Source organism: Paenibacillus bouchesdurhonensis, assembly GCF_900155685.1.
Taxonomy (GTDB): Bacteria; Bacillota; Bacilli; order Paenibacillales; family Paenibacillaceae; genus Fontibacillus; species Fontibacillus bouchesdurhonensis.
The window spans coordinates 4,302,387-4,327,593 of record NZ_LT732548.1; the positions used below are offsets into that span (position 1 = coordinate 4,302,387).

Sequence of the window (25,207 nt, forward strand, 5' to 3'; positions counted from 1 at the left end):
GTTTGCAATAACTTCATAATTGCCCGCATTCTAATTGTGAAAAAGCCAGGAATTGCGGTATATTGGCATGAGTTGGATATGAAGTTAACCGTTCTATAGTTCTATAGTTCAATTAAGGAGATGCATAATACGTGATCCATATTCTTATTGCCGATGATGACCCGCATATTCGCGAGCTTGTGCGCTATTATCTTGAGTCGGAAGGTTATGCCGTAGTTGAAGCAGTTGACGGAAAAGAGGCCTCCGAACGCCTTGTCTCCCAGCAAATCCATCTTGCCATCGTCGATGTGATGATGCCGAATAAGGATGGCTACCAACTCTGTGAGGAAATCCGGGAGTATTATGATTTTCCCGTTATTTTGCTTACAGCTAAAGATCAGCTAGTGGACAAAGAGAGAGGTTTTGCCGTAGGAACGGACGACTACTTGACGAAGCCTTTTGAACCGAAAGAGCTGCTGTTCCGCATCAAAGCCCTGCTGCGCCGCTATCAGATGGTGAATTCCGAAACGATTCGGCTGAACGATACGGTCATAGACCGGCGGAGCTATGAGGTGCACAGCAATGGCAAGCTGTTCATGCTGCCGATGAAGGAATTTGATTTGCTGTCGCAGCTCGCCAGTTATCCGAATCGGATTTTCACGCGGGAAGAGCTTATTCAGCTCGTATGGGGGCCGGACTTCGACGGGGATGACCGGACGGTGGATGTACATATCAAACGCCTTCGCGACCGCTTCGGAGAACGAAATCAGGATTTCAGCATTACTACGGTACGCGGCGTGGGATATAAGCTGGAGGTCGCACCCCGATGAAGACGCTGTATTTACGAATTGTCATCACGACGATCCTCGTCATGATTCTAAGCTTTCTGATCGCCTTTATCGGCTCCAACCTTTATTACCAGCACCTCCTGAAGCCCTTTAATGATCAGAAAATTACGACGATGGCTAAGAGTATCAGCACCTTTTACGAGGAAAACCCGGATCTGCATCCAGAGGCTTATCTAAACCATATTGGGGAACTCGGCTTCCAAATGTATTTAGTTCAGGCCTCGGAGCAAGGAAGCTTCTACGGCGACCCTTTCCGGGAAACGGAGCTCGGCAATGATGTCGTCCAAAGCGTCATTCACGGCGAGGAGTACCACGGCGTCTCCAAATTTACGACAGGCCCGTTCGTGACGGGCTTCTTTGACAATGTGCTGATCAACACGGTCGGCGTGCCGCTGCACGCTGGCGGTGACGATTATGCTTTGTTCGTAAGACCTAACGTGGGAATGCTGTTCGGCGAACTAAGGATTTTTTTCGCGGTGCTGGTTATTCTCTCGGTTCTGTTAAGCATCCTGTTCGTCGTCGTTAGTACCCGCTATATTGTGAACCCCATCGTGAAATTGACCGAGGCGACCAAAATGCTCGCCCAGGGCAAATACAACATCAAGCTGGAGGTCAAGCGGCGGGACGAAATCGGAACGCTGGCGGGAACCTTTATGCAGATGGCCAAAAGCCTGGAGCAGCTCGATCAAATGCGCCAGGAATTCGTATCCAATGTATCGCATGAAATCCAATCGCCGCTCGCTTCGATTCAAGGCTTCTCACATACGCTGCAATCGGAGGATTTGACAGAGGAGCAGCGCAGGCGCTATTTGGCGATTATTGAGAATGAGAGCCGCCGCATGTCCCAGCTCGGCAAGCAGCTCCTTATGCTTGCCTCGCTCGATAAAGAGGAAACGATTCTGGACAAGCTGATGTTCGATGTGTCCGCCCAGATCAGGCAGGTGCTATTCATGCTGGAATGGAGCTGGCGCGAGAAGGATTTGGCGGTGGAACTCGACCTCCCCCCGGCTTTTATTATCGGAGACGACAAGCTGCTGCATCAGGTGTGGATCAACCTCATTACGAACAGCATTAAATACACAGAACCCGGCGGAACCATCGCCATTCGGCTGCGCCGGACGGAAACGCTATGCCATGTAGTCATTAAAGACACGGGGATCGGCATTGCCGAATCGGATCTCCCTTACGTGTTCAACCGTTTCTACCGGGTAGATCCAGCGAGGGATCGCAAGGAAGGCAGCAGCGGCCTGGGGCTGGCCATTACGCAAAAAATCGTCGCGCTCCATCAAGGACGCATCGAAGTAACGAGCGAGCTCGGCGCAGGAACTGCATTTCACATCTATCTCCCAAGCCGTTAAATAAATTGTACTGTGAATAAATGGTGTTCATACTCCGTTCATAGAGAACTCTTATAGTTATTTCAGAGCCTGATAGAGAGACTATAGGAGACAGGAGATGAAGCTATTATGTTTTTAGCTTTGCGCGAGTTGAAACACGCAAAAATGCGGTATTTGCTAATCGCTCTAATTATGGTGCTGATCGGATGGCTAGTCCTTTTTGTATCCGGACTGGCTCAAGGCCTGTCCTCAGACAATGCCTCGTCCATTCAGAATATGAATACGGACTATTTGATACTGCAAAAGGAATCGGATCACAGGCTTACCCGCTCGTCGCTGCCGGAGGCCCAGCTGCAGCATATCCGTGAATTTACGGATGAGGCATCCGCATCCCCGCTCGGCGTTCAAATGACCGCCGTAACGAAAGCCGGCGAAACTAAAAAGCTGGACGCCACTTTGTTTGCTATTGAGACAGGCGGCATGCTGATGCCGGAAGTCGTGGAGGGCCGCATGATTGACGCCGATACGCTGGACGAGGCGGTTGTTGATCTTTCTTTTAAAGAGTCGGGAGTCGCGCTCGGAGATGTGCTGGAAGAGCAAATGTCCGGTCAGCAATTCAAAGTAATCGGCTTTACGAAGGGACAATCCTTCAGCCACTCTCCGGTCATTCATGTGAATTTCGGCGAATGGAGTTCTCTTCAAGCCGCAGTTTCAAGAGGAGGGGCAGGGGATGGAATTCAGTATAATGCCATCGCGCTTCAAGCTGATTCCGCCAAAGCCGATCAAATCGGAGATTCGATTTCAGATATTGAAGTAATTACGATGGATCAAGCTTTGCAGGGGATTCCCGGTTATAAAGAGGAACAGGGCTCCCTGCTGATGATGATTGCTTTCCTGTTCGTTATCGCTGCATTTGTCCTGGCTGTATTTTTCTACGTAATCACGATTCAAAAAATGAACCAGTTTGGCGTGCTGAAAGCGATCGGAGCCAGCTCAAAGTACCTGGCCCGCAACATCATCGCCCAGGTATTGACGCTATCCGTTGTTAGCCTCGCCGTCAGCATTGGGCTTACCTACGGAGTATCGGCTATCCTGCCGAGCAGTATGCCATTTGATCTTAGCCCGCAGCTCGTATTACTCTGTTCGGCGCTGTTTCTAGCAGTTGCAGTAATCGGCTCCTTATTGTCACTGTACCGTGTCGTAAAAATTGACGCCATCGAAGCGATTGGGAGGGCTGCATAATGAGTGATAAATTGCTGCTGGAGGATATAAGCAAGGTATATGGCGACGGAGATTCTTCGGTTAAAGTGCTTGATCGCGTTTCACTGGAAGTCAAAGCAGGGGAATTCGTAGCTGTCGTCGGCCCGTCCGGCGCAGGAAAAAGCACGTTCCTGTCCATCGCAGGGGCACTGCTCTCGCCGACAAGCGGAAGAATTGCGCTAGGTGGAGAGGATATAACCGATCTATCTCCTCCTCAGTTAAACCAAGTTCGCCTAGAGAAGATCGGATTCGTGTTTCAATCGTCCAACCTCATTCCTTATTTGACAGTGACGGATCAGCTGCTGCTCATCTCCAAGCTATCCGGGAGCCCGAGCAAAGCAGCACAAGCCAAAGCCGAGGAACTGCTGCAGCGGCTCGGACTGGCACATCGGCGAAATCATTATCCGGACAGCCTCTCCGGCGGTGAACGCCAGCGCGTTGCCATCGCCCGAGCCTGGATGAACGACCCGGAAATCATTCTCGCCGACGAGCCAACGGCCAGTCTTGATTCGGATCGCGGCCGGGATGTCGTGCAAATGCTGGCGGACGAAGTGAAGCTCCGTAACAAATCGGCTGTAATGGTGACGCATGACCAGCGGATGCTGGATCTCTGCGATCGCATCGTCTATATCGAAGACGGAAAACTGTCCGAGTAAGGGGATAGGCCCGGCTGATCTCTTCCTAAGAGATTGTCCAGGCCTATTGCTCTTCAATAATAGAACGACCTTTGGAGTAATCGCGGCACGTCCATTGCCACTCCTCATGCAACTGAAGTTTGCCGCTGGGCAGAAGGATCGGACGGGAATGGCATTTCCCTGTCATAGCTCTCCCTTCTCATTTACATGATGGTATCTCATGTCCAGTTCTCCACCTTGGTTCACCGTAGCGAGCGATTGAAATTATGTATGACTGGCATTAGTTCCTAAATGTATTTTTTACGCGTTCTGATCTGATAAAATACGGAATCCATACCGCACATCCCAAAATACCGCCAATCAGCGTGGATATACTATTTGCGCCTTGCACCTCTTTAGCCAATGGAATTTCATTTAACATCAGGATGGTAATCAACAGCAATAGAAAATTCACACTATAGAAAATGATCATTAAACGAGGCAGTATGAGCTTTTTCTGATAGAAACTTGTTAGAATAATGATAGTAAATAGAAGCATGATCACCGAAGATACACCTTCGAAGATAAAAGCCGTCTTCCAAATAGGATGATAGTACGGCGAGTCAGGAGAGGTTAGAATACTCCCTGTTCCCGAACTTGATAGCATAGAAAGCGATTGAATCATAGTCACAAATCTTGCGATGATCGAAATATACAAGCCGATCTGTATGAGTACCAACCATCCTCCCAAACCCGATACGCCCAGTGGGGGGTCTTCCACATGCCTGTATCCTCCATTTGTTTCCAATGTATACACTCCCTTCCATTATAATAGTCGTACTTTATCCTGCATGACAATCAATAATATTTAGGAAAAACCTCCCTTTTTATTAGATTGTTTCATTATATCCGATAATGTGACAAAAACATACAATATTCCACTCTTTCATTCCATGAGTATGATATGGCAATTCTCTATTAAGGATGGTAAAATCTTCATTAGTATTTTTTCCCTACCATTCTATCAATTCTTCAAAAAAATAGTGCATGAGGAGGACTGATATCGTTCCGCGAAAAAGCTCTGCATATGATATCAAACTGAACTGGACTTAAATCCAAATTTAGTAGCCAAGTGGAGGGAGTTATTTGAAAAAAGGTTTTTGGTTTCGTAAATGGTTTGTTGTAATTCTAGCTTTCGGATTGCTGCTCGGAGCTTTTCCTGGTGGGGGCAGTGCTGCCGCTTCAACGATACTACCGCTGCAATCCTTTGATGATCTAATTATTGAATCTGAATCGGCAGAGACGTTCATTTCGCCTCGAATTAACACCAGCTCTCAAAGCAAAGTTCGTGTCATTGTCCAGCTCGATGGCCAGCCGGCTGCTGTAGGCAAATATGCGACGAGAGTCGGTATTCGATCACTTGCAGCAGCAGCGACTGAGTCGGCAGTTCGCGTCGAACAACAGGATTTCCTAGAAGAAGCCAAGGAGCAAGGACTGGATCTGCAAGTAAATTATCAATACAACACGGTGCTTAACGGGTTCGAAATCACGATTCCTGCCAACGAAATCCCTTCGCTTGCCCAAATTCCGGGAGTCAAATCCATTCAAGAGAACAGTATCTGGTATCCTATTCCGATTGCCTCCGCCAGCACAGATGAAGCAGTCAACTATGATGAAACTCCGCTGAAGCAAATCGGAGCTGATATCGCCTGGTCTCAAGGATTAACAGGTAAAGGTCTCAAAGTCGGCGTTGTCGATACCGGGGTAGACTATGAGCATCCCGATTTGAAGGATGCTTATAAAGGCGGCTATGATTCTTTCTACAAAGATGAGGATCCCTATGAAGAGATTCCACTAACGCCCGCCGCTGACCCTCATGGAAAGGGATACGGGGGTACCTCGCATGGAACCCATGTTGCGGGAATCCTCGTCGGCAGAGGTGCCAATACATCAGGCAGCATCGCTCAGAAAGGCGTTGCATACGAGGCGGAACTCTATGCTTATAAGGTGCTTGGGCGCGATTTAAAAGAGCCCACTACAGCATCCGGTACTTCCGCACAGCTTATTGATGGGATTGAACGAGCGGTCAAGGATGGTATGGACGTCATCAACCTGTCCTTAGGCTCGGACACAGAGAAGAACGTCAATTCTCCGGATGCCATCGCAATCAATAACGCCGTCTTGTCCGGCGTAATCGTCGTTTCCGCCAACGGCAATGCCGGACCTGGAAACTATACAATGGGTTCCCCCGCGACTTCACAGCTGGGGATCGCAGTTGGTGCAGTTACGAGCGAGAGCAGACTGTACCATAGCGAGCTATCCTATCAGTTTGTGGACAAATCCAAATCCGTAACAGATGCGGCCTATACCGCTGTTCCGACTTCAGCCACGTTAAGCACCTACGAAACGACCGATCTGATTGCCTTTGGCTGGCAAAGCGGAAGAGAGGACTTAAAAGCAATTCTTGGTACCGATCCAATCGATGTTGTTTATGTAGGACTGGGCGATGCCAAAGACTATGCAAACAAGGATGTGGCTGGTAAAGTCGTATTGGCTTCAAGAGGCAAGTCATCTTTTACTGAAAAAGTAGCTTATGCCGGATTGTTCGGCGCTAAAGCTATCGTTATTTTCAATGGGATAGAAGACGGAAATCATGCGAATTTAAATGAGTTCATCCCAGATAGAGACGGCTATATCGACACCACGCTTGGCGACAATCCGCTGTTTATACCAGCGTTTGATATGAAGGGAAAAGAAGGACGTGCTTTAGCAAAAGCTATTTTGAATCATCCGGACTTATCCCTCCAGTTTGCCTTCGGGGCTAATTACGAACTTCAAACGATGCGCGGCGACATTTTGGCCAGCTTTTCCTCTTGGGGGCCAAATGCAGACGCGAACCTGAGCATCAAGCCGGATGTCATGGCGCCAGGCGTATCTATTTTGTCCACTTATCCGGCATATGGCAAAAATGATTCGAACGCTTCCTATGAAAAGGCTTATATGCGTTCAAACGGCACTAGTATGTCTACCCCTTATGTATCGGGCTTAGCGCTTCTTCTCAAGCAGCAGCACCCCGATTGGACACCGTTTGATATACGGGCGGCGCTTGCCAATACGGCAGATGTCATTCGAGATGAAAATAACAATCGATATGATGTTTACAAACAAGGGGCCGGACGTGTAAATGTTAGCCAAGCGATCAAGACCCCGGCATTGTTGCAGGCTCTTGAACCGATTACGATCTTAGATTCGAATTATTCGCCGAAAAACGTTATTAACTACAATTCCTCAGCGAGCTTTGGCGTGATTGCTAAAGGAGGAGTCGCGGTCAAAAATCTGCAGCTTAAAAACATTTCCGATCAGCCAGTAACTTATGATGCTTCCGTAGAATGGCATCAAGCTAATTCGGAAGTAGAAATTTCGCTTGATAAAAGCACGATCACTGCAGCTGCTAAATCGGCTTCTATTCTGAAGCTTGATTTGCGTGTTGCAAATCATGCAGAAGAAGGCTTTTACCAAGGTCAAGTTAACCTGACCAGCCCAGGGCAACCTTCACTTCATTTGCCTTTCACCTTATATGTCGGCAATCAACAGCCCGATAACGGGTTTGGCATTCAGGAAGTGAAGCTGACACACTCGACCATCTATCCAAATCGGAGCAGTCAGAAGTCTACAGACCTTACTTTCAGATTGACGGCAGCAGATACGAACTATTATATGGTTGTAGTCGTAAATTTAAAGGATGAGCTGCTGGGTTATTTTGCAGCCGAGGCAACTGATGATCTGAATGAGCGTTTTGCGCCTGGAGTATATACTGTTCCTGGCATAAACGGAACGTATTACCCAGTCGACGCTAACGGTAAGTTAACTGGAACTACAGCACAACTTAATACCGGAAGATATAAAATTTTAGTTTCCGCTGCTCAAATTACCCCCGACGGGGAAATTGTCGAGAAGGGCGATAAAAAGATCGAATATAAGGCCCTTTCTTCTTTGCAAGTAGATCTTAGTGGAAACAGCGAAGGTGGAGGCTCTGGTGGAGGCATTGGAGGTGGTGGTGGCGGTGGTAGCAGCGCTGCTCCCGGAGGGGCCGGTGGAGCGGTTCCATCTCCAGCACCAGCCACCCCTGCCAAGCCTACACCAAATCAATCCGCCGACCTTGAACCATCAGCAGTAGCGGTAGTTGAGCAAGGACAAAAACAAATCGTTATTACACCGAACACGGGTAATACGAAGGAGCCCTTGGCCACAACTATTCTTGACGATGACTTGATGAGCGCACTGACTTCCATCAACAACGAGGCAGCAGCGCTGATTATCGCAGTTCCAGACAATGATCAGCATCATGTCCGAGTAAGGTTTAGCCCTAGTCAGCTTAAGCAATTAGCTGAAAAGTTGAATACAAAGAGCACGATCATCGTAAGCTTTGAGGGCTCCGCCGTCGCCTTGCCAGCATCCCTGCTGCGCTCGGCTCCGTCTGGTGCTGAGCTTGAAATTCATATTTCGAAGGCGGAATCCGACAAATTCAAGTTCAACGCTAACGCTTCCGGAGCAAAGGTAATCGGTTCTCCTATATCATTCGAAGCAAATTGGATAGTCGGCACAACTAAGAAGCCCATGGAAACACCGAGCAATGTATTTATCAAACGAGCCTTCACCATTCCGGGCAGCATCGCGGCTAATCAAGCGGGCGTCCTCTATGAGAGCAGCGGCATCATCCGCCCTGTCGCTTCTGTAATGAACGCGCAAGCGGACGGTTCGACGTTAGTAACAGTTAGCCGTCCCGGCTTTTCCGTATATGCTGCCGTAGAACGTTCCGTTCATTTCAAGGATATCGCTAGCTCCTGGGCAGCAGCCGACATTACCGCTTTAGCGAACAAATTTATTATTCAGGGAACCTCTGCCGAGGCCTTTTCACCGAATAACAACTTGACTCGCGCCGAGTTCACCTCCCTGCTTGTAAGATCGCTGGGACTTCAAGCTGCTGGAGCCGTGACATTTTCGGATGTGTCCTCTACCGCTTGGTATGCAGATGATGTAGCGGCGGCCTATGAGGCTGGGCTAATCCAGGGCACAGGACAAGACAAATTCTCACCAAATGCTTATGTAACCCGTCAAGAGTTGAGCACCATTTTGGCCCGGGCTTTGAAACTTACAGGTACTGAACTCAAGATAAGCAATCCGTCTATAAAAGCTTACAAAGATGAAGCAAGCATAGCCGGCTATGCTTTAGAAAATGTTAAGACGCTATCTGCCGCAGGCATCATCAGCGGGGATCACAGCGACAATGGGCAAAGCTTCCAGCCCAATGCGCCAACAACGCGAGAGACAGTGGCATCAGCACTTCGCCAATTTCTGCGGCAAGCAGAATTGATAGAATAAAATATTTTATAGGAGAGCGAAAGCTCTCCTTTTTGATTTGTTATTCGGGTACTGTATGAAAGTCCGGTTTTAGTACAAACTACACATAACAAAAAACATCCTATGGTGAAATCATGATCCTAAAAAACATAAGCAACATTAGCATGCCGCTTAAGTCGGCTTTATTAGTTTGTTCTCTTATCATGCTGGGATTGGTGACCATGGGAAGCTTCGTCCAGGCTGCCGTACATAAAGATCCTTCACTGCCTATAGTGGCGGAAGAAGGTCTTTATACGATTGAAATCTACCCTCAGTATCATCAGCTGATCGTACGGATGCAAGGGCAAAAATTCAAGACATATCCCGTCGCGGTCGGAAATCCAGCCACGCCTACCCCTGTCGGTGAATACAAAGTCATTTACAAAGGAACCGATTGGGGAGCATCCTTCGGCCCTCGTTGGCTTGGGCTGAACGTACCCTGGGGAACTTACGGCATTCATGGCACGAATAAGCCCTATTCTATAGGACAGCACTTAAGCCACGGCTGCATACGGATGCGTAACAGAGATGTGATCGAGCTGTACGATATGATTCCCGTTGGCACTAAAGTAACCATATTCGGACACGTGCTGGGCAACGCCAAGCATGATCCCAGAGCTTTAGCCGAAGGCGATGTCGGGGGAGAAGTTCAACTCATCCAGTCTAGGCTGAAAAGCGCCGGATATTTCAACGGAGTTTGTAACGGTAAATTCCGTGGCGATACGACGGCTGCCTTGAAACGATATCAGAAAGATCATGGGCTCATTCCTAACGGTGTCGTCTCACTGAAAGTATATGAAGCCCTGGGCTTGTTGGAATGATGGCATAAACAAAAAGCCCCAAGCACCTGGAGCGCAAGCTCAGGTTGCCTAGGGCTTAAATAACAGCTCTCAACTTCGTTGCTCAGTCATTGCAAGCTCTTAACTAGACTTGGGACTGACCATAACAACAAACGCTATGCTATAAAATCCTTCATAGATCTTACCGTCAGCATACCCGGCTTATCCTGAACAAAAGCTTCATCGCCGGAACTGCGGCGCTGGAAAGTTACAGTATGCGGCAAGCCCGGGATAAGATCGAAGAAGTTGTCGGAGAAAATCCCCTCTTCTGCCGCCAACACCCATACTTGTCTTGCAAGAGCATCTGTTCGAAGCGTAAAGGATGTGCCGCCGCTGCCCGGAACTTCTTCGATCGTAATCGCAGCGTCCGGCAGCTCAATCTCGCGGAATGATTCAAAATAATAATGCTTGCTATCCAGTGAAACCCTACCCTGTTCAAGTTGAACAAGCAAAACCACGCGCTTGGGATCATGAGTTCCCAACAACTCACCTGTTCGGGCAGAGAACACTTTGTCTGCGGCATCTGCACTAACGGTCACTTCCCGGCTCATCGTATGCAGAAGTTGGCCGCTAAAATCGTATAGACTCAGCTTCAAAGTGCCTTCTACAGGCTGCTGCAGATCGGAAATAAGATGAACCGCTAATTCCCCTTCTTGCGTATCGTCAATCGAAAGCATGACATCCTGGAAGCTGCGACGTACCGTATACTGCAAAGCCTTCCAGCGGCCGTAGTAATCCATACCCGCCCAGGAAGCAACAGGCCAGCAGTCATTCATCTGCCAATACAGCGTTCCCATACAGTAAGGCTTATGTCTGCGATGAGCTTCGATTGCCGTTTCGATCGCCTGCGCCTGCAGGATTTGGCTCATATACAAGAACGACTTGAAATCTCGCGGTTCCGGCAAATATTGTCCCATATATTCCTTGATCAACTGGTTGCCTCTGCCGTTCTTCTGGTGAGCAAGCATGACCTTGGACTCCAGCTCCAACTGCTCTTCCTGTGCATATTTCAGTACGGTATCCAGTTCAGGAAAGGACTGAAAGCCATATTCGCTCATGAATCGGCCAATTTTCTGATTGTAGTTATCAAACGGTTCTACCGAATGCCACACGCCCCAATAATGAACATCCCCTTCCCCCGTTACTTGAGTTGCATGCTGATTCTCATCTCCGGTCAAGCTGCGCAGCGGAGAGGACGGCCAGTAATCCGTACCTGGCGCCCATTCATTCACGGCCTCAGGCAGAATTCGGTGGAACACCGCCTTATAATCTGCCCAGATTTGCTCCCTAATCTCGGAGCTGTCATATTTCTCCTTCCAGCCCCAGCCTGTGCCCCAGGCATAATGCGCCCAAGCGGAGTCAATTTCATTATTTCCACACCATAAGGCAATAGACGGATGATTCCGCAAACGCTTCACGTTATATTCAGCTTCAGCAGCCACGTTCTCAAGGAATGCCTCATCCCCCGGATACATGCTGCAGGCGAACATGAAATCCTGCCAGACTAGAAGCCCATATTCATCGCACAGTTCATAAAAAGCATCCTCTTCATAAATTCCCCCGCCCCACACACGCAGCATATTCATATTGCTCTCTACCGCCGAGACGATTTCATGGCGGTAACGCTCCCGTGTAACCTCTGTCGCGAAGCTGTCATTTGGAATATGGTTGGCGCCTTTAATAAATACACGCACTCCATTCAGCCGGAAATAAAAAGACGTTCCCTCCTCATCCTTTTCGCGAATCAGCTCGATCTTCCGCAATCCTGTTCTTACGGTTCTCTCCGCTATAATCTCCTCAGCCTGCAGCAAAGCCGCACGAAATGAATACATGGATGGTTCACCCAGCCCGCGGCACCACCATAGTGTTGGCTTAGCAAGCTCTAAATCCAGAGTTATCGTTTGCGATCCCGGTTGGAGGCTCACCTCTTGTTCCCAGCTCATATCCTGCGCATCGATGCGCAGGCGCCCACTCCAGGCAGATACCGCATTCACTTCAACGACGCCTGTCAATTTAGCCTTTTCAGCGCTTACTTCATCCTGACGAATAAACAAGTCGGAGATTTTTGGAGTAGACCAACCCTCGAGCCGAACCTCACGCCAAATGCCGCTAGTCACAAACCGCGGCCCCCAATCCCAGCCATAATGGTAAGGAGCTTTACGGGCGAAGATACTGACCTTCTGCTCCTCCAAACCACCTAACTCAGATTGATCATTCGTTGCCGGCAGAGCATATCCAAGCTTGGCAAGCTTAGGCAGATCCTCCATAATCGGCGACCGAAATTTAATGAGAATATCATTATTTCCTTCCATCAGCTGCGCCTTTACATCCACCCGCCAGGCTCTGAACATATTGTTGGCAGATAGCACATGCTGTTCGTTCACATAAATGTCTGCATATGTATCCAGACCGTCAAATATAAGCTCAATCCGAGTCATGTCCTGCCATCCTTCCGGCAGCTTGAAGCTCGATTTGTATTCCCAATCCTTCTTATCGATCCACTGTAAATCATGCTCGTTCGTTCCGTAGAACGGATCTGGAATCAAGCCATGCCGCAGCAAATCCGTATGCACCGTACCCGGAACTGTTGCCGTAAGCCAATCCGTCTCATCACAAGCTTTAAAACTCCATCGATTCAATACATGATGTTGAGTGCTCATAAGTCCTCCATCCAATGACGTAGTAAATTTTCCTGACTTGATTATTTCACATTACGCATTCAAGTTCTTCTTTCCATCACTTGAATTATGATTTATTATAGTACATTATTGAAGTTATTTGTTATTATTCTGTTATTTTATTAACAAAACAAAATCCCCCGCTTATTAAAAACTGATCATCTCATGCCAATAATAAGCCAATTCAAGACAATAAATAACAACTCAGTACATTTCAACCTAAATAACGAAGCGATACAATTTAACTGTAAGCGCTATCAAATTACGAATAAGGGGCGATAATGGGATGAAAAAGAAAGGTTTATTAATCGCATTCATGATGGTATTCGCACTAACCGCGGCACTAACAGGCTGCAGCGGAGGCAAAAGCAATACTGGAAATGGCGGAAATACCGCACCAAACAACGGCTCGACCAATAAGGCTGAATCAAATTCAGCCGGCAATGACACCTCCGCAAAGCTTAGCGGAAAGGTTACCTTCCTCACCAACCGGACGGACATGATCGGCAAGGAATACGATGACTACGTCAAACGCTTTAATGAGAAATACCCTGACATCCAAATCGAGTTCGAGGCGAGCCAGACGGATTACAACCAGCAAATCAAAGTACGTATGGCCAGCGGAGAGCTTCCTGATCTCATGTTCATCCCGGATATTCCGAACTCCGACCTGCCAAAATATTTTGCACCGCTTGATGACCTGGATTTAAGCGCTGAAGTAACCTTTAAGGACTTCAAATCTTTTGATGGCAAGCTATACGGAATCACGACAGGTAACTCGACTTCTGGAATCGTTTATAACAAACAAGCTTTTGCCGATGCCGGGATCACTGAGATTCCAAAAACATGGGATGAATTCCTCGAGGCCTGCGAGAAGTTGAAGCAAAACGGTGTTATTCCCCTCTCTTCCAACTTTAAAGACAAATGGCCACTGGGCAGTTGGGTGTTCGATATGCCAAGAGTGATCGAGAACAATAAGGACTTCCCGAACGCCAGATTGAATATGGATGAGCCATTTACGATGGACAACGGATATGGCAAAGCGATGTCTCTGCTGAGAACTCTGGCTGAGAAGGGCTATCTGGAGAAGGATATTAATTCCACCAACTGGGAGCAATCCAAGAAAGACATAGCAAACGGGAAAATGGGCATGTACTTCCTAGGCAACTGGGTCATCAATCAAGTCATTGGCGTTGGGGCCGAATCGGATAACATCGGATTCTTCCCTCTTCCCTTCGACAACTCCGGCGAAATCAGAGCAGCCTTTAATCCGGACTTTTTCTATGCCGTAAGCAAAGATAGCAAAAATCTAGAAGCGACCAAAGCATTCTTGACCTGGATGCTGGAAGATTCAGGGTATGAGGATTTCGCCGGATTCATCTCTCCGCTGGAGGGCCGCGAATCCAAGCTGACACAGCTCGCAGAGTTCCAGGCCACCGGGGTAGAGCTTCAGGAAGGCACGCCGGACGATCCGAAGGTCATCGAAATTTCCAACAAAGCTCAAATCGATTTACCGGCAATCGCCCAGGAATTCGTATTGGCGAAAGACCCCCAAAGCGTGTTAGATAAATGGAATAAAGCGTGGGCCAAAGCAAAACAGGATCTCGGATATTAATTTATTAGTCAATTAGCAGAACCTTGTACATCTCGCAAAATGGGTTATCGGCTCGGCGATAATCCATTTTGCTGTCAATTCAGCGGATAGAAAGAAGGGATTCGGGAATGTTTGGAACCTTATCATATAAAACGCAGAAAAACATTATCATCTTTTCCTTTTTGCTAATACCGGTCGCCCTCCTGCTGCTCTTCACCTATTATCCGGCGCTCAAGCTGGTTTGGTTCAGCTTCACCGATTGGGACGGCTATAGCCCGGAGAAGCCCTGGGTAGGGCTGGATAATTATAAAGAAGTGTTCTCCAATCCAGATATTTTCGGCGTGTTTACCCATAACTTCGCTTATTTTGTCATGGGAATCGTCCAAAATATCGTGGCCATTTATTTCGCCGTCCTCTTAAACGGCAGGCTGCGGGGAAGAAACGTATTTCGGCTGCTTCTGTTTCTTCCTTATATCATGAACGGTGTCGCGGTCGCTTTCATGTTCGGCTACGTGTTTGATACGACACAAGGCTCGCTCAACCTGCTGCTGCAGAGCATCGGACTAACAAAGCTGGGCGAAACGAGCTGGCTCGGCACGCCTGGCCTGGTCAACTACTCCCTGGCTTCAACTGGCTTGTGGCGGTTCATGGGCTATAACATGGTCATTTACATCGCATCCCTGCAAGCAATCCCGCGAGATATTTATGAAGCAGCAAAAATTGACGGAGCCAATGCCTGGCAGACCTTCTGGCGAATTACACTGCCGAACATGAAGCCGGTTATCCAGCTCAATTTGTTCCTTACCGTCACCGGTGCGCTGGAAGTATTCGATCTGCCGTTTGTACTCACCAAGGGCGGCCCGGCCGGAGCTTCTCAAACCTACGTACAGCGTGTAGTAGAGACCGCATTTGCCTATAACCATTATGGCCTGGCCTCGGCCATGAGCATCATTCTGTTGTTTTTTGTCATCCTTGTCGTAGGCCTGCAGCAATTCGTTCTTAGCAGAGGAGGTAACAGCAAATGAACACCAAAAAATTTAGCGGACTGGACATCATCAAATACCTCTCCCTGCTGATCGGAGTATTCGTTGTCCTGTTTCCTCCTTACGTCATTATCGTAAACTCATTTAAGTCCAGCGATGAATTCAATACAGCCAGTACGATGGCGCTGCCTAACAGCTTTTTTAACTTTGATAATTTCAAGGTCGTTTTCGAGCGGGGCGGACTGCTGAATGGCTTCAGCAACACGTTGATTATTATTTGCGTTGCACTCGTTTTTAACATCATATTCGGAACGATGGTTGCTTACGTACTGGGCAGATTTTCGTTTAAATTGAAAAAAGCCGTATTCGGAGCCTACCTGTTCGCTACAGTTATTCCGAGCATCACGACCCAGGTTGCCACGTTCGGAATAATCAAGCAGCTTGGACTATACAATACGCTGGGGGCACCGATTATTCTCTATATTGGCGCCGACGTCATTCAAATAATTCTATACTTGCAATTCATCCGCAACATTCCAGTCGATCTCGATGAGAACGCCATGGCAGAAGGAGCCACTTTGTTCCGTATTTACCGCTCGATTATTTTTCCTTTGCTGACTCCAGCCACGGCTACGCTCGTCATTCTGAAGTCGATCAGCATCTACAATGATATGTACACCCCGTATCTCTATATGCCAAAGCAGAGTCTTGGCGTAGTCACCACGGTGCTCATGCGCTTCCAAGGGGTCAACATCGCAGATTGGAACCTGATCAGTGCAGCTATATTATTGATTTTGCTGCCAACCGTCATCTTGTACTTTGTACTGCAGAAATACATTTTTGAAGGCGTAACGAGCGGCGCAGTTAAATAACCGGCAATCCATGCAGGAAGGACGATACCCCATGTTCTCATTTATTCCACACTTATTCCGAAAAGCCTGGGTGTTCTTCGCTAACCTATCCATGCAAAAAAAGCTGGTCATCATCTTCGTATTTCTAGTATCTCTGCCCATCACCTATGTCAGCTACTCATCGTACCGAGCAAATTCCAATTCCATCCTGAATAATATGACCAACTCGGCCGGCCAAATGACTGACAACGCGATGGACAAAGTGGATCGCTATATCGCCGATCTAAAACGCTATACCATACTTCCGCTCTATAACAAAGACGTAGAGAGGCATTTGGATCAACGCGGGACGGATTGGGATAAGAACACGAGTATTAATATGTTCCTCATGTATCTGGCAAATATGAAAGAGGAAATTGCCGCAGTCTATATGACCGATCGGTTTGGAACAGTTTTCTACAATAAAAAGCCCGGCATTAACGAGGTCTATCCCGAGGATCGATTTGCAGAATGGGAGATGCGGACGCAGGAGGCCGGCGTCTCCCCCGTCCTGCTGGGCACGCACTCGATCCGAATCAGCGGTTCGGAACAGCGGCAGGTGTTCACAATAATGCGGGGCATTCAATCGGTCAGCACGCTGAAGAACATCGGAATCATCGTCATTGACGTAGATATCCGTTTATTCGAAGAGATTATCCAGCCGTTAAACACAGTCACTCATGGCAATACCTTCATTGTCGACGAGCAAGGAAAAGTCGTATATAACCACGATCCTTCGATGCTAGGCCAAGATTTAAGCGGCAGTCCCCAGCTTAGACAGGCTACTGATCAGCGCGGGCACTTCGAGCTGGAGATCGAAGGCAAGCCGTACATTTCGGTATACAGCGTGTCTGAAAGCACGGGATGGACGACAATTACCTATATCCCGCTGACCGAGTTGCTCGCGCCGATGAAGCTAAGCCGAAACGCCCTTATGATAACGACGTTGATTATTATATTCTTTGCCCTGGCGGTAGCTATCTTTATTTCCTACGCGCTGACCAAGCCGCTCACCCGTACGGTGCGATTAATGAAGCAGGTGCAGCGTGGCAATCTGGACGTCCAGGTTCAAGTAAAATATAACGATGAAATCGGCAGACTCGGCAGTCATTTCAATCGCATGATTCTCCGGATTCAGGAGCTGCTGCAGGAAGTTTACGAAACTGAGAAAAGCAAACAAAAAGCGGATATACTCGCTCTGCAAAACCAAATTAATCCGCACTTCATATATAACACGCTGGAATCGATCCGCATGCTGGCCGAGCTCAATGATGATGATCGTGTGGCCGAGCTCACTTATTTACTTGGTTTGCTCCTAAGATACAGCATCACGCGCAGCGATGAGACGGTAACGATCGAACAGGAGCTAAGCCATGTCCAGAACTATTTGCACTTGCTGCAAATTCGTTTTCCGGACAAATTAGAATTTCATATCTCCGTTCCGCAGAACTTCTATCATCTGTCGATCATTAAGCTGGTCTTTCAACCGATAGTAGAGAATGCGGTATTTCACGGACTCGAGAAGCAGGAGAAACCCGGCACGATCACGATCACCGCTTGGAACGAAGGAATGGACGCCATATTTAAAATTCGCGACGACGGCATAGGTATGGATGAAGAAAGATTGGCCCAGTTGAACCGCAGCCTAACCGATGGCAAGGTAGATAAATTCGGTATCGGACTGCGTAATGTCAACGAAAGAATCCGCCTTCACTATGGCGACAGCTCTAACTTAACCGTTGATAGCAAGCCAGGGGAAGGAACAACGGTTACATTAAAGATTGCGGGTCTCCTGAGGGACGAAGGATAGCATACGCTATAGAAGGGAGAATTTCTAATGCTTCGAATCGTACTTGTCGATGACGAAACCTCAATTCGCGAAGGACTAGCCAAAATAATCAGTAAAGAGAACGCTGGATTTATCGTAGCCGGTATTTGCTCTAACGGGCAGGAGGCATTGAAGTTTATTGAATCAACAGACGAGGATGTAGATGTAGTTATTACAGATATTCGCATGCCGCTTGTTGACGGATTGGAGCTCATCAAGCAGTTGAAATCCGTTCAGCCGGATATCCGGTGCATTATTATGAGCGGATTCACTGATTTCGAGTACGCCCGTCAGGCGCTTCGTTATTCTGCGGTAGACTACCTGCTCAAGCCGATTAACAAGAAGCAGTTGTTCAAGCTGCTCTATGAGCTGGAAGGAGAGAAGGAAGCCTGTCTTGGCAAAGAGCAGCGCTACCGCTCCGGGGTTCTGCTTTCTTATTTGAAGAGTTCCACCTCCCTTTGCAGCAAGCTGCCTGAGTTGAGCCTGCAGTTGCCCTACTTTGCTGTACATGTCCTGCGCAGCCGCGACATAGACGCGCTTCATGCCCGACTGAATCTAGCGGTTTTAGACTGGGCTGGTTCTAGTGATATCGTGGATACAGGAGACGGTACGCTCGCACTGATAAGCTACTTTTCACAGGAACCACGCGTGGAGCTTGTTAAGAAGCTATTGGCTCAACTGCGCCCAGCTCTCGTTTCCGTCGGGTTTGTCCATGCTGGTTCCAGCCGCGTATATCAACAGGCAGCTCAATTAAGCGAAGCCTACAGCGAAGCGCTGCGGGCTTGTGACTACGGATTGTACGATTATTCTACTTGGAGCTGCTGGCACTACGACGACTTGCCGCAGCCTGAGCCCGACATCACGGATTGGTTCATCCGCACAAGGGAATTGCTAGGCGAGCAAATGCAGATATTGAATACTTCCCAAATAAATACCGATCTGGAGAAATTGTTTGGAGAGGTCAAACAAGTCAAGGCCTCTCGGCAATCGATCATCTTACTATGCCGACTTATTTTCGATACAGCATTAGCCGAACTTCCAGAATGGAGATCTTTCTACGACACCGCGGTCGAAGAGCAGCTCAGGGAACAGATGCTGACCTGTCTTGCTTTTGAAGAGCTAAAAGGTTTATTCTTCTCCTTTTTTCTTAAAGGACTCGAAGAAATCCGGGCAAATCGTCTCCAATTGGCGGACAGGTCGGTTGAAACGGTCAAGCGCTGGATTCGCGAGAACTACGATCAGCAAGCGGAGCTTAGCAGCCTGGCCAACATGGTATACCTGACCCCGAGCTATCTCAGCAAGCTCTTTAAGCAAGAGACAGGCATGACGATTACCGATTACTTGATCGAAATGCGGATTAAGAAAGCAAAGCATCTGCTCAAAACATGCTCTGACTTGAAAATCCATGAAATCGGCTGTGAGGTAGGCTACCCTGATCCGGCTTACTTTAACAAGCTGTTCAAACGTGTCGTCGGTGTGACGCCTAGTGAATATAAGAAGATAAATCCACTGAACTCCTCCCTATCTAAAGAATAAAAAAATCTTGATGCTTCAACAAACAGAGCATCAAGATTTTTTCCTTGGTTAGCATTTTATCCGGTGCGCATAATTTATACAGGTTATTTATTCTTGTAAAGCGCGATCCTTCCCTTTATCTGCCTCGCGTGCATTCTTGTTCGCGGCTTCGCGATCTTCCATCATTTCATCCACCGTTTTCACATGCTGGCGCGCAGCTCCCGCATAACCTTCACGAGTTGGAATCCGCTCGTTAGAAGCCTGACGCTCCTTCGCTGCAGCAATAGCTTCTGCATACTGCGGCAACCATGCTTCCTGGGCAATGAGCATATCATCGACCATCTGCCAAATTTCCGGAGGGTTACAGACAGCTCCGACCAGTGGATCCATCATAAATGCCTGACGGAGCAGCTTGTCATCGCCGTTCACCGCAGCTTCAACGGCCAGGCGCTGCACGGAAATGCTCACATTGCACACCGCTGCAGGCCCAAGCGGCAAATCGCCCACATGCGGCATCGAAATTCCATTGCCATCCACATATCCCGGTGCTTCGATAATCGCATCATCCGGAAGATTAGAAATAATGCCGCGGTTGATGACATTGAAATGTCCACGGTATACCCGGCCGGTCTCCAACCCTTCAATAATGTAAGAACCATGCTCCTCGCTTCGTTCCTCTGTTTTGAATTCCAGTGCCGGTTCCTTCATCCAGTTCGGGAAGTCCGTCTCAAACCAGTTGCGCCCTTCCGTGCACACCCGTAAATATCCGCCCGTTTCGCCGTTAATCCAGCTGCCAAGGTCGATCCAGTCCATGATTTCCTCCGGCCGCTTCCGGTACCAAGGCACATACTCGCTCAAGTGCCCATTGGATTCTGTGCTGTAATAACCGAATCGACGCAGCATATCGATGCGCACCTTCTCGGTTCTGGAGAAATCAGGATGCTGCTCAAACGCCTCCAACAGCTTATCGGTCAAATCCTCCCCATTGTGACGGATGCTAATATACCATGTCTGGTGGTTGATGCCCGCGCAAATAATATCGACCTCTTCCTTCTTCAGCCCGAATGCTTCAGCGATTTGCGAGTGGCCGCCCTGCACTCCGTGGCATAGCCCAATCGTCCGCACGCCGCCGTACTTATTGCAGGCCCAGGTCAGCATGGCCATCGGGTTCGCATAATTCAGAAGCAGCACATCCTTAGCAGCCACCTCGCGAATATCCTTGCAAATGCTAAGCATCTCCGCAATTCCCCGCTGACCGTACATAATTCCCCCGGCACAAAGCGTATCGCCGACGCACTGATCCACTCCGTATTGCAGCGGAATATCTACGTCCGTAGCAAAGGCTTCAAGTCCGCCGACCCGGATTGTGCAGATTACGTATTTCGCATCCTTCAGCGCTTCCCGGCGATCCGTGGTCGCTTGAATACGAATAGATAGACCATTCTCCTGAATATCTCGCTGACACAGCTCGGTCACCATATCCAGGTTGTGCTCATTAATGTCTGTAAAAGCAACCTCAATATCACTAAATTCCTTCACGGACAACAGATCCCGAAGCAATCCTCTCGTAAACCCGATACTGCCAGCACCGATAAATGCAACTTTAAATGACATAACTATTTATCCCCCCAAGTATTGGAATGTCGGGAATCCCCAGATTCCTTAAGGTTTCTTAAGAACTCTTAAGAGTACTTAGAGCAATCTCCCGAGTGATAACCTATAGCCTTATTCTATCAGGGGACTTATCGGAAGCGATATCAATATTCTGACTTGATGCAGCCTGCAATGTCAGAAATCCTCACTTTTTAATCCTGTATCATTCTTTTGAGTATGCAGGGAATTACGATAATGCACCGGGGTAAAGCCAGTATGCTTCTTAAAGAGAGCATGGAAATACTGCCGGCTGCCAATCCCCACATAATCTGCAATATCGGCAACCGGAATATCCGTGTGCAGCAGCAGCATAGATGCCTTGTCCATCCGCAGCCGCGTTAGATATTGCATCAACGTCTCGCCCGTATGATTCTTAAAAATACGCTGTAAATAGCCCGGATGCAGATTGACAATCCCTGCTACATCCTGCACATGGATTTCCTGGTCATAGTTCTCATGCAGATAATTGAGGCACTGCTTTACATAATGATCGTATTCCTGCTGTCCGCTTGTGCTATACTCCTGTCTTAGCCGTCCAAGCGAGATGAGCAGCTGGGCAAACAATAGTCGCACCATGGCCTGACCCTGGACAAGCCTGTCATGCTGCTGCATCCCTGCTGCCGGGCCCCCAAAGGCTTGGCTTGTTCCAGTCTCTCCCCTGCCATTTCTGGCAGTTGGGACTTCATGTCCGATGCGATCCAACTCCAGCACCAAGCTTTTTAACGTATAATAAATATCCTCTGGATCCCGCATCACGATGTAGTCAAATGGGGAAGCAGTCATCATGGTTACGCTATCCCCGCTATCATCAAGATATTGCCGCAGCGAGGGATAGCTCCCTTGACAAGCGGAGAAACGAAACTCAATATTCAGCATCCGACATGGGCTCTCCTTCTCTACAATGAGCCTATGGGGTACATTGGCATCAATCAGAATAAACTCGCCCTTCTTAAGACTGACTCCATCAACTTTTGAGCCGCTCCCCTTGGCACTGCCGCTGCGCACTTCAACCCGGCAAACTCCGGAGATGATATACATAATTTCAGTAGAATCGTGACGGTGAAACGTCATATTCATCTCATTCCACTGCTTAAAATAATAAGCTGTTATTTCCGGTTGAAAATCACCGTCTAATAATCCGGTTCGAAATATGCTGCCCCGCTCCATTGCATTGACCTCCTGACTCTTGCGGTTTTGCTCTGTCTGGTTTCCTGCCGTATTCCTGTCTCATACTAATGTAGCTTGTCAGCAGCCGTTCTTTCAAGTTGTCTCGGGCCTCGGCCCCTGATCGTAGAAAATATGCTATCCTATTGATATTTAACAGCAAAAATCAACTCGTTAGCAACGATATGAACGTAGGGGGCAGCAAATGAAACCAGAGACGCCTTGCGGGACTTACGGATTCCGATTCAATGACGCTTCGCATCTTCCGTTATGCAGCTTGTTTGCCGTAGGACATGAGCTTGCAGATCATCCGAATTACTTTTGGGATGGCTTAACCCGTACGGATGGCCCACTGCTACTATTTCAATATTCCGTTCAAGGCGAGGGCATGATTGAAGTCGGCGATCCAAGAGATTTTGAAGACGGGAACGGGGATGGAAATTCAGAGCCAGGCAACGGCAGCAATAACATCACTCGCATTCCTGCGGGGCGGGCTTTTTTGATCGAAATTCCGAGCAATCACCGCTATTATTATCCGTCAAAGAGTAAAACCCCGTGGGAGTTTTATTTTTTGCTGATTCGTCCCCGGACAGCTCTGCCGATGTGGAGGGAGATTGTTTCCCTCATCGGTTCCGTGCCCTATCTCGACCCCGATGGGCTGCCGATTCAAAGGTTGAAATCTATATTCAACGAGGCTCATAACGGTAAAATCACGGATCCGTATATCGCCTCCTCTTTTGTATACCAATTCCTTATTGAGCTAAGACGAGCCGCTTCTGACCGCTATCGCGAAGAGGAGCATTGGCCGGGCGCCATTCGCGAAGCCGTTCGCTTCATGAATTCCCATTATCACCGCATGATCGGTCTGGAGCAGCTTGCTGAGCAGTTGGGCTTATCAAAATTCCATTTTTTACGCACATTTACGAAGTATGTTGGCATTACGCCTAACGATTACGTCAATAGAAAGAGAATTGAAGAGTCGATTGAGCTTCTGCAGTCAACGGATTGGAGCATCGAGACGATTGCCAGCCAGGTTGGTTACTCATCGGGAAGCTATTATATTAAAGTGTTCCATAAATTCACGGGGCAAACCCCCGGTTCTTTTCGCTTGGGCAGCCATGTTCTGCAGTATAACCGCCTCTTTTTCGATTGACCGCAAAGCTCCCTGCAAACGAACAGCAATTTTCTGCTATCCAACTTCCTAAATTGTTGTAGATGTCTATTATATAAGCATCTTATGATTAAAACACAGAGCAACTTTATTCAATCAACAAAAATTAGGAATATGAATTGGAGGAGCAATCGTATGAATCATCGTTTGTTTGCCCCCACGCCGCCAATGGGGTGGAATAGCTGGGATTGCTATGGAGCTGCTGTAACCGAAGCGGAAGTTCGCGGGAATGCCGAATATATGGCTCAGCATCTTAAGGAATATGGATGGGATACAATTGTTGTTGATATACAGTGGTATGAGCCGGAAGCCAATTCGTCCCTCTACCGCCCCTTCGTGCCGCTGGTGATGGACGAATTTGCCAGGCTTATGCCAGCGGAGAACCGTTTCCCTTCGGCAGCGAATGGTCAAGGCTTCAAGCCGCTCGCGGACTATGTTCACCAGCTGGGGCTGAAGTTCGGCATTCACATTATGCGGGGAATTCCGCGGCAGGCCGCCCATGCGGGCACGCCGATCAAAAATACAACTGTCACGGCACGCGATATCGCCCATCCAAATTCAATTTGTCCATGGAATACGGATATGTACGGTGTCGACGCCGCCAAGGATGGCGCGCAGGCTTATTACAATTCTTTATTCGAGCTTTATGCACAGTGGGGCGTGGACTTCGTCAAGGTCGACGACATCGCTGCATCGAAGCTCTATGATACGCATCAGCCGGAAATCGAGCTGATTCACCGCGCAATCGACCACTGCGGCCGGCCGATGGTGCTGAGCCTGTCGCCGGGCCCGGCGCCGGTCAAATATGCCGAGTTCCTCTCGCAAAATGCGAACATGTGGAGAATGACCGATGACTTCTGGGATCATTGGGAACTCCTGCTCGACATGTTCGACCGCTGCGAGAGATGGCAAGGCCAATCGGGGGATGGTTGCTGGCCCGATTGCGATATGTTGCCGCTGGGCCATATCGGTATCCGTTCCGTGGACGGCGGAGGCGCCGATCGTTGGACGCGTTTTACCCGCGAGGAGCAGGTTACGATGATGACGCTTTGGTGCTTGTTCCGCTCCCCGCTGTTCTTTGGCGGCGAGCTGAGAGACAACGATGAATGGACTTTATCGCTGCTGACCAATCGTGAGGTGCTGGCGATGCACCAGACTAGCAGGAATGCCAGACTGCTTGAGCGGGAGGGACATCGCATCGTTTGGGTAGCCGACGGGCAAGACGGCAGTCTTTATGTCGCCTGCTTCAACACCGGGGAGACATCGCTAGATATCAGTTTTCCGATCAGCATATTAGGTGCAACTTCCCCAATTCAAGCCAAAGAGCTTTGGACGGGAGCTGCGAACGAGATCCAAGGCAGCCTTTCGGCGAGTGTCCTGCCCCACGGGGCTGCACTATTTCGCCTAGACCCGCTGAAATAATGAAACAGGAGCTATCCCTTGCCGCTTGTCTG

18 protein-coding genes are annotated in these 25,207 nt (G+C 48.5%); 13 read left to right on the forward strand and 5 right to left on the reverse strand.

Going from position 1 to position 25,207, the window contains the following annotated elements; genetic code table 11:
• The first annotated feature begins 131 nt into the window (after positions 1-131).
• The 4 genes from CZ379_RS23755 (at position 132) to CZ379_RS23770 (ending at position 4,080) form a co-directional block, all read left to right on the forward strand.
• A complete protein-coding gene (locus CZ379_RS23755; RefSeq protein WP_110933880.1) occupies positions 132-809 on the forward strand; it encodes a response regulator transcription factor in 678 nt (225 codons plus the stop codon).
• On the forward strand, positions 806-2,185 hold the full coding sequence (locus CZ379_RS23760) for a sensor histidine kinase (protein ID WP_110933881.1): 1,380 nt from the start codon (positions 806-808) through the stop codon (positions 2,183-2,185). The genes CZ379_RS23755 and CZ379_RS23760 overlap by 4 nt, the downstream gene beginning before the upstream one ends.
• Positions 2,186-2,293: 108 nt before the next feature.
• Positions 2,294-3,406: an ABC transporter permease gene (locus CZ379_RS23765; RefSeq protein WP_110933882.1), complete on the forward strand. Its 1,113-nt coding sequence runs from the start codon at positions 2,294-2,296 to the stop codon at positions 3,404-3,406.
• Positions 3,406-4,080 carry an ABC transporter ATP-binding protein gene (locus CZ379_RS23770; protein WP_199925752.1) on the forward strand — a complete coding sequence of 225 codons (675 nt, stop codon included), beginning with the start codon at positions 3,406-3,408 and terminating at the stop codon, positions 4,078-4,080. The genes CZ379_RS23765 and CZ379_RS23770 overlap by 1 nt, the downstream gene beginning before the upstream one ends.
• A gap of 43 nt (positions 4,081-4,123) precedes the next feature.
• On the opposite strand, the gene CZ379_RS27025 is transcribed toward CZ379_RS23770, so the two are convergent.
• Together CZ379_RS27025 and CZ379_RS23775 are read right to left on the reverse strand one after the other, a co-directional pair.
• Positions 4,124-4,246 (reverse strand): avidin-fold protein, encoded by a 123-nt coding sequence (locus tag CZ379_RS27025; RefSeq protein ID WP_267890506.1) that lies wholly within the window; start codon positions 4,244-4,246, stop codon positions 4,124-4,126.
• 93 nt (positions 4,247-4,339) lie between these two features.
• The gene (locus tag CZ379_RS23775) at positions 4,340-4,819 is read right to left on the reverse strand and encodes a DUF2569 domain-containing protein (protein ID WP_199925753.1); all 480 of its coding nucleotides are present in this window, start codon (positions 4,817-4,819) and stop codon (positions 4,340-4,342) included.
• A 365-nt stretch (positions 4,820-5,184) separates the two neighbouring features.
• Between CZ379_RS23775 and CZ379_RS27095 the strand changes: the two genes are divergently transcribed.
• Both CZ379_RS27095 and CZ379_RS23785 read left to right on the forward strand, forming a co-directional pair.
• Positions 5,185-9,420, forward strand: a complete 4,236-nt coding sequence (locus CZ379_RS27095; RefSeq protein WP_110933885.1) for a S8 family serine peptidase — start codon at positions 5,185-5,187, stop codon at positions 9,418-9,420.
• A 200-nt stretch (positions 9,421-9,620) separates the two neighbouring features.
• On the forward strand, positions 9,621-10,259 hold the full coding sequence (locus CZ379_RS23785; RefSeq protein WP_234404997.1) for a L,D-transpeptidase family protein: 639 nt from the start codon (positions 9,621-9,623) through the stop codon (positions 10,257-10,259).
• A 134-nt stretch (positions 10,260-10,393) separates the two neighbouring features.
• Here the strand turns inward: CZ379_RS23785 and CZ379_RS23790 are convergent, their stop codons facing one another.
• The gene (locus CZ379_RS23790) at positions 10,394-12,937 is read right to left on the reverse strand and encodes a beta-mannosidase (RefSeq protein ID WP_110933886.1); all 2,544 of its coding nucleotides are present in this window, start codon (positions 12,935-12,937) and stop codon (positions 10,394-10,396) included.
• A gap of 304 nt (positions 12,938-13,241) precedes the next feature.
• Here CZ379_RS23790 and CZ379_RS23795 point away from each other — a divergent pair, with 304 nt between their 5' ends.
• The 5 genes from CZ379_RS23795 (at position 13,242) to CZ379_RS23815 (ending at position 19,786) form a co-directional block, all read left to right on the forward strand.
• The gene (locus CZ379_RS23795; protein WP_110933887.1) at positions 13,242-14,570 is read left to right on the forward strand and encodes an ABC transporter substrate-binding protein; all 1,329 of its coding nucleotides are present in this window, start codon (positions 13,242-13,244) and stop codon (positions 14,568-14,570) included.
• Between the two features lie 107 nt (positions 14,571-14,677).
• A complete protein-coding gene (locus CZ379_RS23800; RefSeq protein WP_110933888.1) occupies positions 14,678-15,574 on the forward strand; it encodes a carbohydrate ABC transporter permease in 897 nt (298 codons plus the stop codon).
• Complete coding sequence (locus CZ379_RS23805; protein WP_110933889.1) at positions 15,571-16,404, forward strand: carbohydrate ABC transporter permease; 834 nt, start codon at positions 15,571-15,573, stop codon at positions 16,402-16,404. Before CZ379_RS23800 ends, CZ379_RS23805 begins: the two co-directional genes overlap by 4 nt.
• A 31-nt stretch (positions 16,405-16,435) precedes the next feature.
• Positions 16,436-18,232, forward strand: coding sequence for a sensor histidine kinase (locus CZ379_RS23810; protein WP_110933890.1), 1,797 nt, complete (start codon positions 16,436-16,438; stop codon positions 18,230-18,232).
• Positions 18,233-18,259: 27 nt separating this feature from the next.
• On the forward strand, positions 18,260-19,786 hold the full coding sequence (locus CZ379_RS23815) for a response regulator (RefSeq protein WP_110933891.1): 1,527 nt from the start codon (positions 18,260-18,262) through the stop codon (positions 19,784-19,786).
• A gap of 87 nt (positions 19,787-19,873) precedes the next feature.
• Here the strand turns inward: CZ379_RS23815 and melA are convergent, their stop codons facing one another.
• Positions 19,874-21,379, reverse strand: coding sequence for an alpha-glucosidase/alpha-galactosidase (gene melA, locus CZ379_RS23820; protein ID WP_110933892.1), 1,506 nt, complete (start codon positions 21,377-21,379; stop codon positions 19,874-19,876).
• Between the two features lie 174 nt (positions 21,380-21,553).
• Entirely contained in the window at positions 21,554-22,585 is a 1,032-nt protein-coding gene (locus CZ379_RS23825; RefSeq protein ID WP_110933893.1) for an AraC family transcriptional regulator, read from the reverse strand.
• Between the two features lie 202 nt (positions 22,586-22,787).
• Between CZ379_RS23825 and CZ379_RS23830 the strand changes: the two genes are divergently transcribed.
• Together CZ379_RS23830 and CZ379_RS23835 are read left to right on the forward strand one after the other, a co-directional pair.
• Positions 22,788-23,735: an AraC family transcriptional regulator gene (locus CZ379_RS23830; RefSeq protein ID WP_110933894.1), complete on the forward strand. Its 948-nt coding sequence runs from the start codon at positions 22,788-22,790 to the stop codon at positions 23,733-23,735.
• Positions 23,736-23,888: 153 nt separating this feature from the next.
• Entirely contained in the window at positions 23,889-25,175 is a 1,287-nt protein-coding gene (locus tag CZ379_RS23835) for a glycoside hydrolase family 27 protein (RefSeq protein WP_110933895.1), read from the forward strand.
• Positions 25,176-25,207: the final 32 nt, after the last annotated feature.

What these genes read in the sequence shown, in the direction of transcription:
- CZ379_RS23795 (WP_110933887.1), top strand. Translation starts at nt 13,242, where the DNA reads ATGAAAAAGAAAGGTTTATTAATCGCATTCATGATGGTATTCGCACTA.
- CZ379_RS23805 (WP_110933889.1), top strand. Translation starts at nt 15,571, where the DNA reads ATGAACACCAAAAAATTTAGCGGACTGGACATCATCAAATACCTCTCC.
- CZ379_RS23810 (WP_110933890.1), top strand. Translation starts at nt 16,436, where the DNA reads ATGTTCTCATTTATTCCACACTTATTCCGAAAAGCCTGGGTGTTCTTC.
- CZ379_RS23815 (WP_110933891.1), top strand. Translation starts at nt 18,260, where the DNA reads ATGCTTCGAATCGTACTTGTCGATGACGAAACCTCAATTCGCGAAGGA.
- CZ379_RS23835 (WP_110933895.1), top strand. Translation starts at nt 23,889, where the DNA reads ATGAATCATCGTTTGTTTGCCCCCACGCCGCCAATGGGGTGGAATAGC.
- CZ379_RS23800 (WP_110933888.1), top strand. Translation starts at nt 14,678, where the DNA reads ATGTTTGGAACCTTATCATATAAAACGCAGAAAAACATTATCATCTTT.
- CZ379_RS23830 (WP_110933894.1), top strand. Translation starts at nt 22,788, where the DNA reads ATGAAACCAGAGACGCCTTGCGGGACTTACGGATTCCGATTCAATGAC.
- CZ379_RS23825 (WP_110933893.1), bottom strand. Translation starts at nt 22,585, where the DNA reads ATGGAGCGGGGCAGCATATTTCGAACCGGATTATTAGACGGTGATTTT.
- CZ379_RS23770 (WP_199925752.1), top strand. Translation starts at nt 3,406, where the DNA reads ATGAGTGATAAATTGCTGCTGGAGGATATAAGCAAGGTATATGGCGAC.
- CZ379_RS23790 (WP_110933886.1), bottom strand. Translation starts at nt 12,937, where the DNA reads ATGAGCACTCAACATCATGTATTGAATCGATGGAGTTTTAAAGCTTGT.
- CZ379_RS23760 (WP_110933881.1), top strand. Translation starts at nt 806, where the DNA reads ATGAAGACGCTGTATTTACGAATTGTCATCACGACGATCCTCGTCATG.
- melA (WP_110933892.1), bottom strand. Translation starts at nt 21,379, where the DNA reads ATGTCATTTAAAGTTGCATTTATCGGTGCTGGCAGTATCGGGTTTACG.
- CZ379_RS23765 (WP_110933882.1), top strand. Translation starts at nt 2,294, where the DNA reads ATGTTTTTAGCTTTGCGCGAGTTGAAACACGCAAAAATGCGGTATTTG.
- CZ379_RS23785 (WP_234404997.1), top strand. Translation starts at nt 9,621, where the DNA reads ATGGGAAGCTTCGTCCAGGCTGCCGTACATAAAGATCCTTCACTGCCT.
- CZ379_RS27025 (WP_267890506.1), bottom strand. Translation starts at nt 4,246, where the DNA reads ATGACAGGGAAATGCCATTCCCGTCCGATCCTTCTGCCCAGCGGCAAA.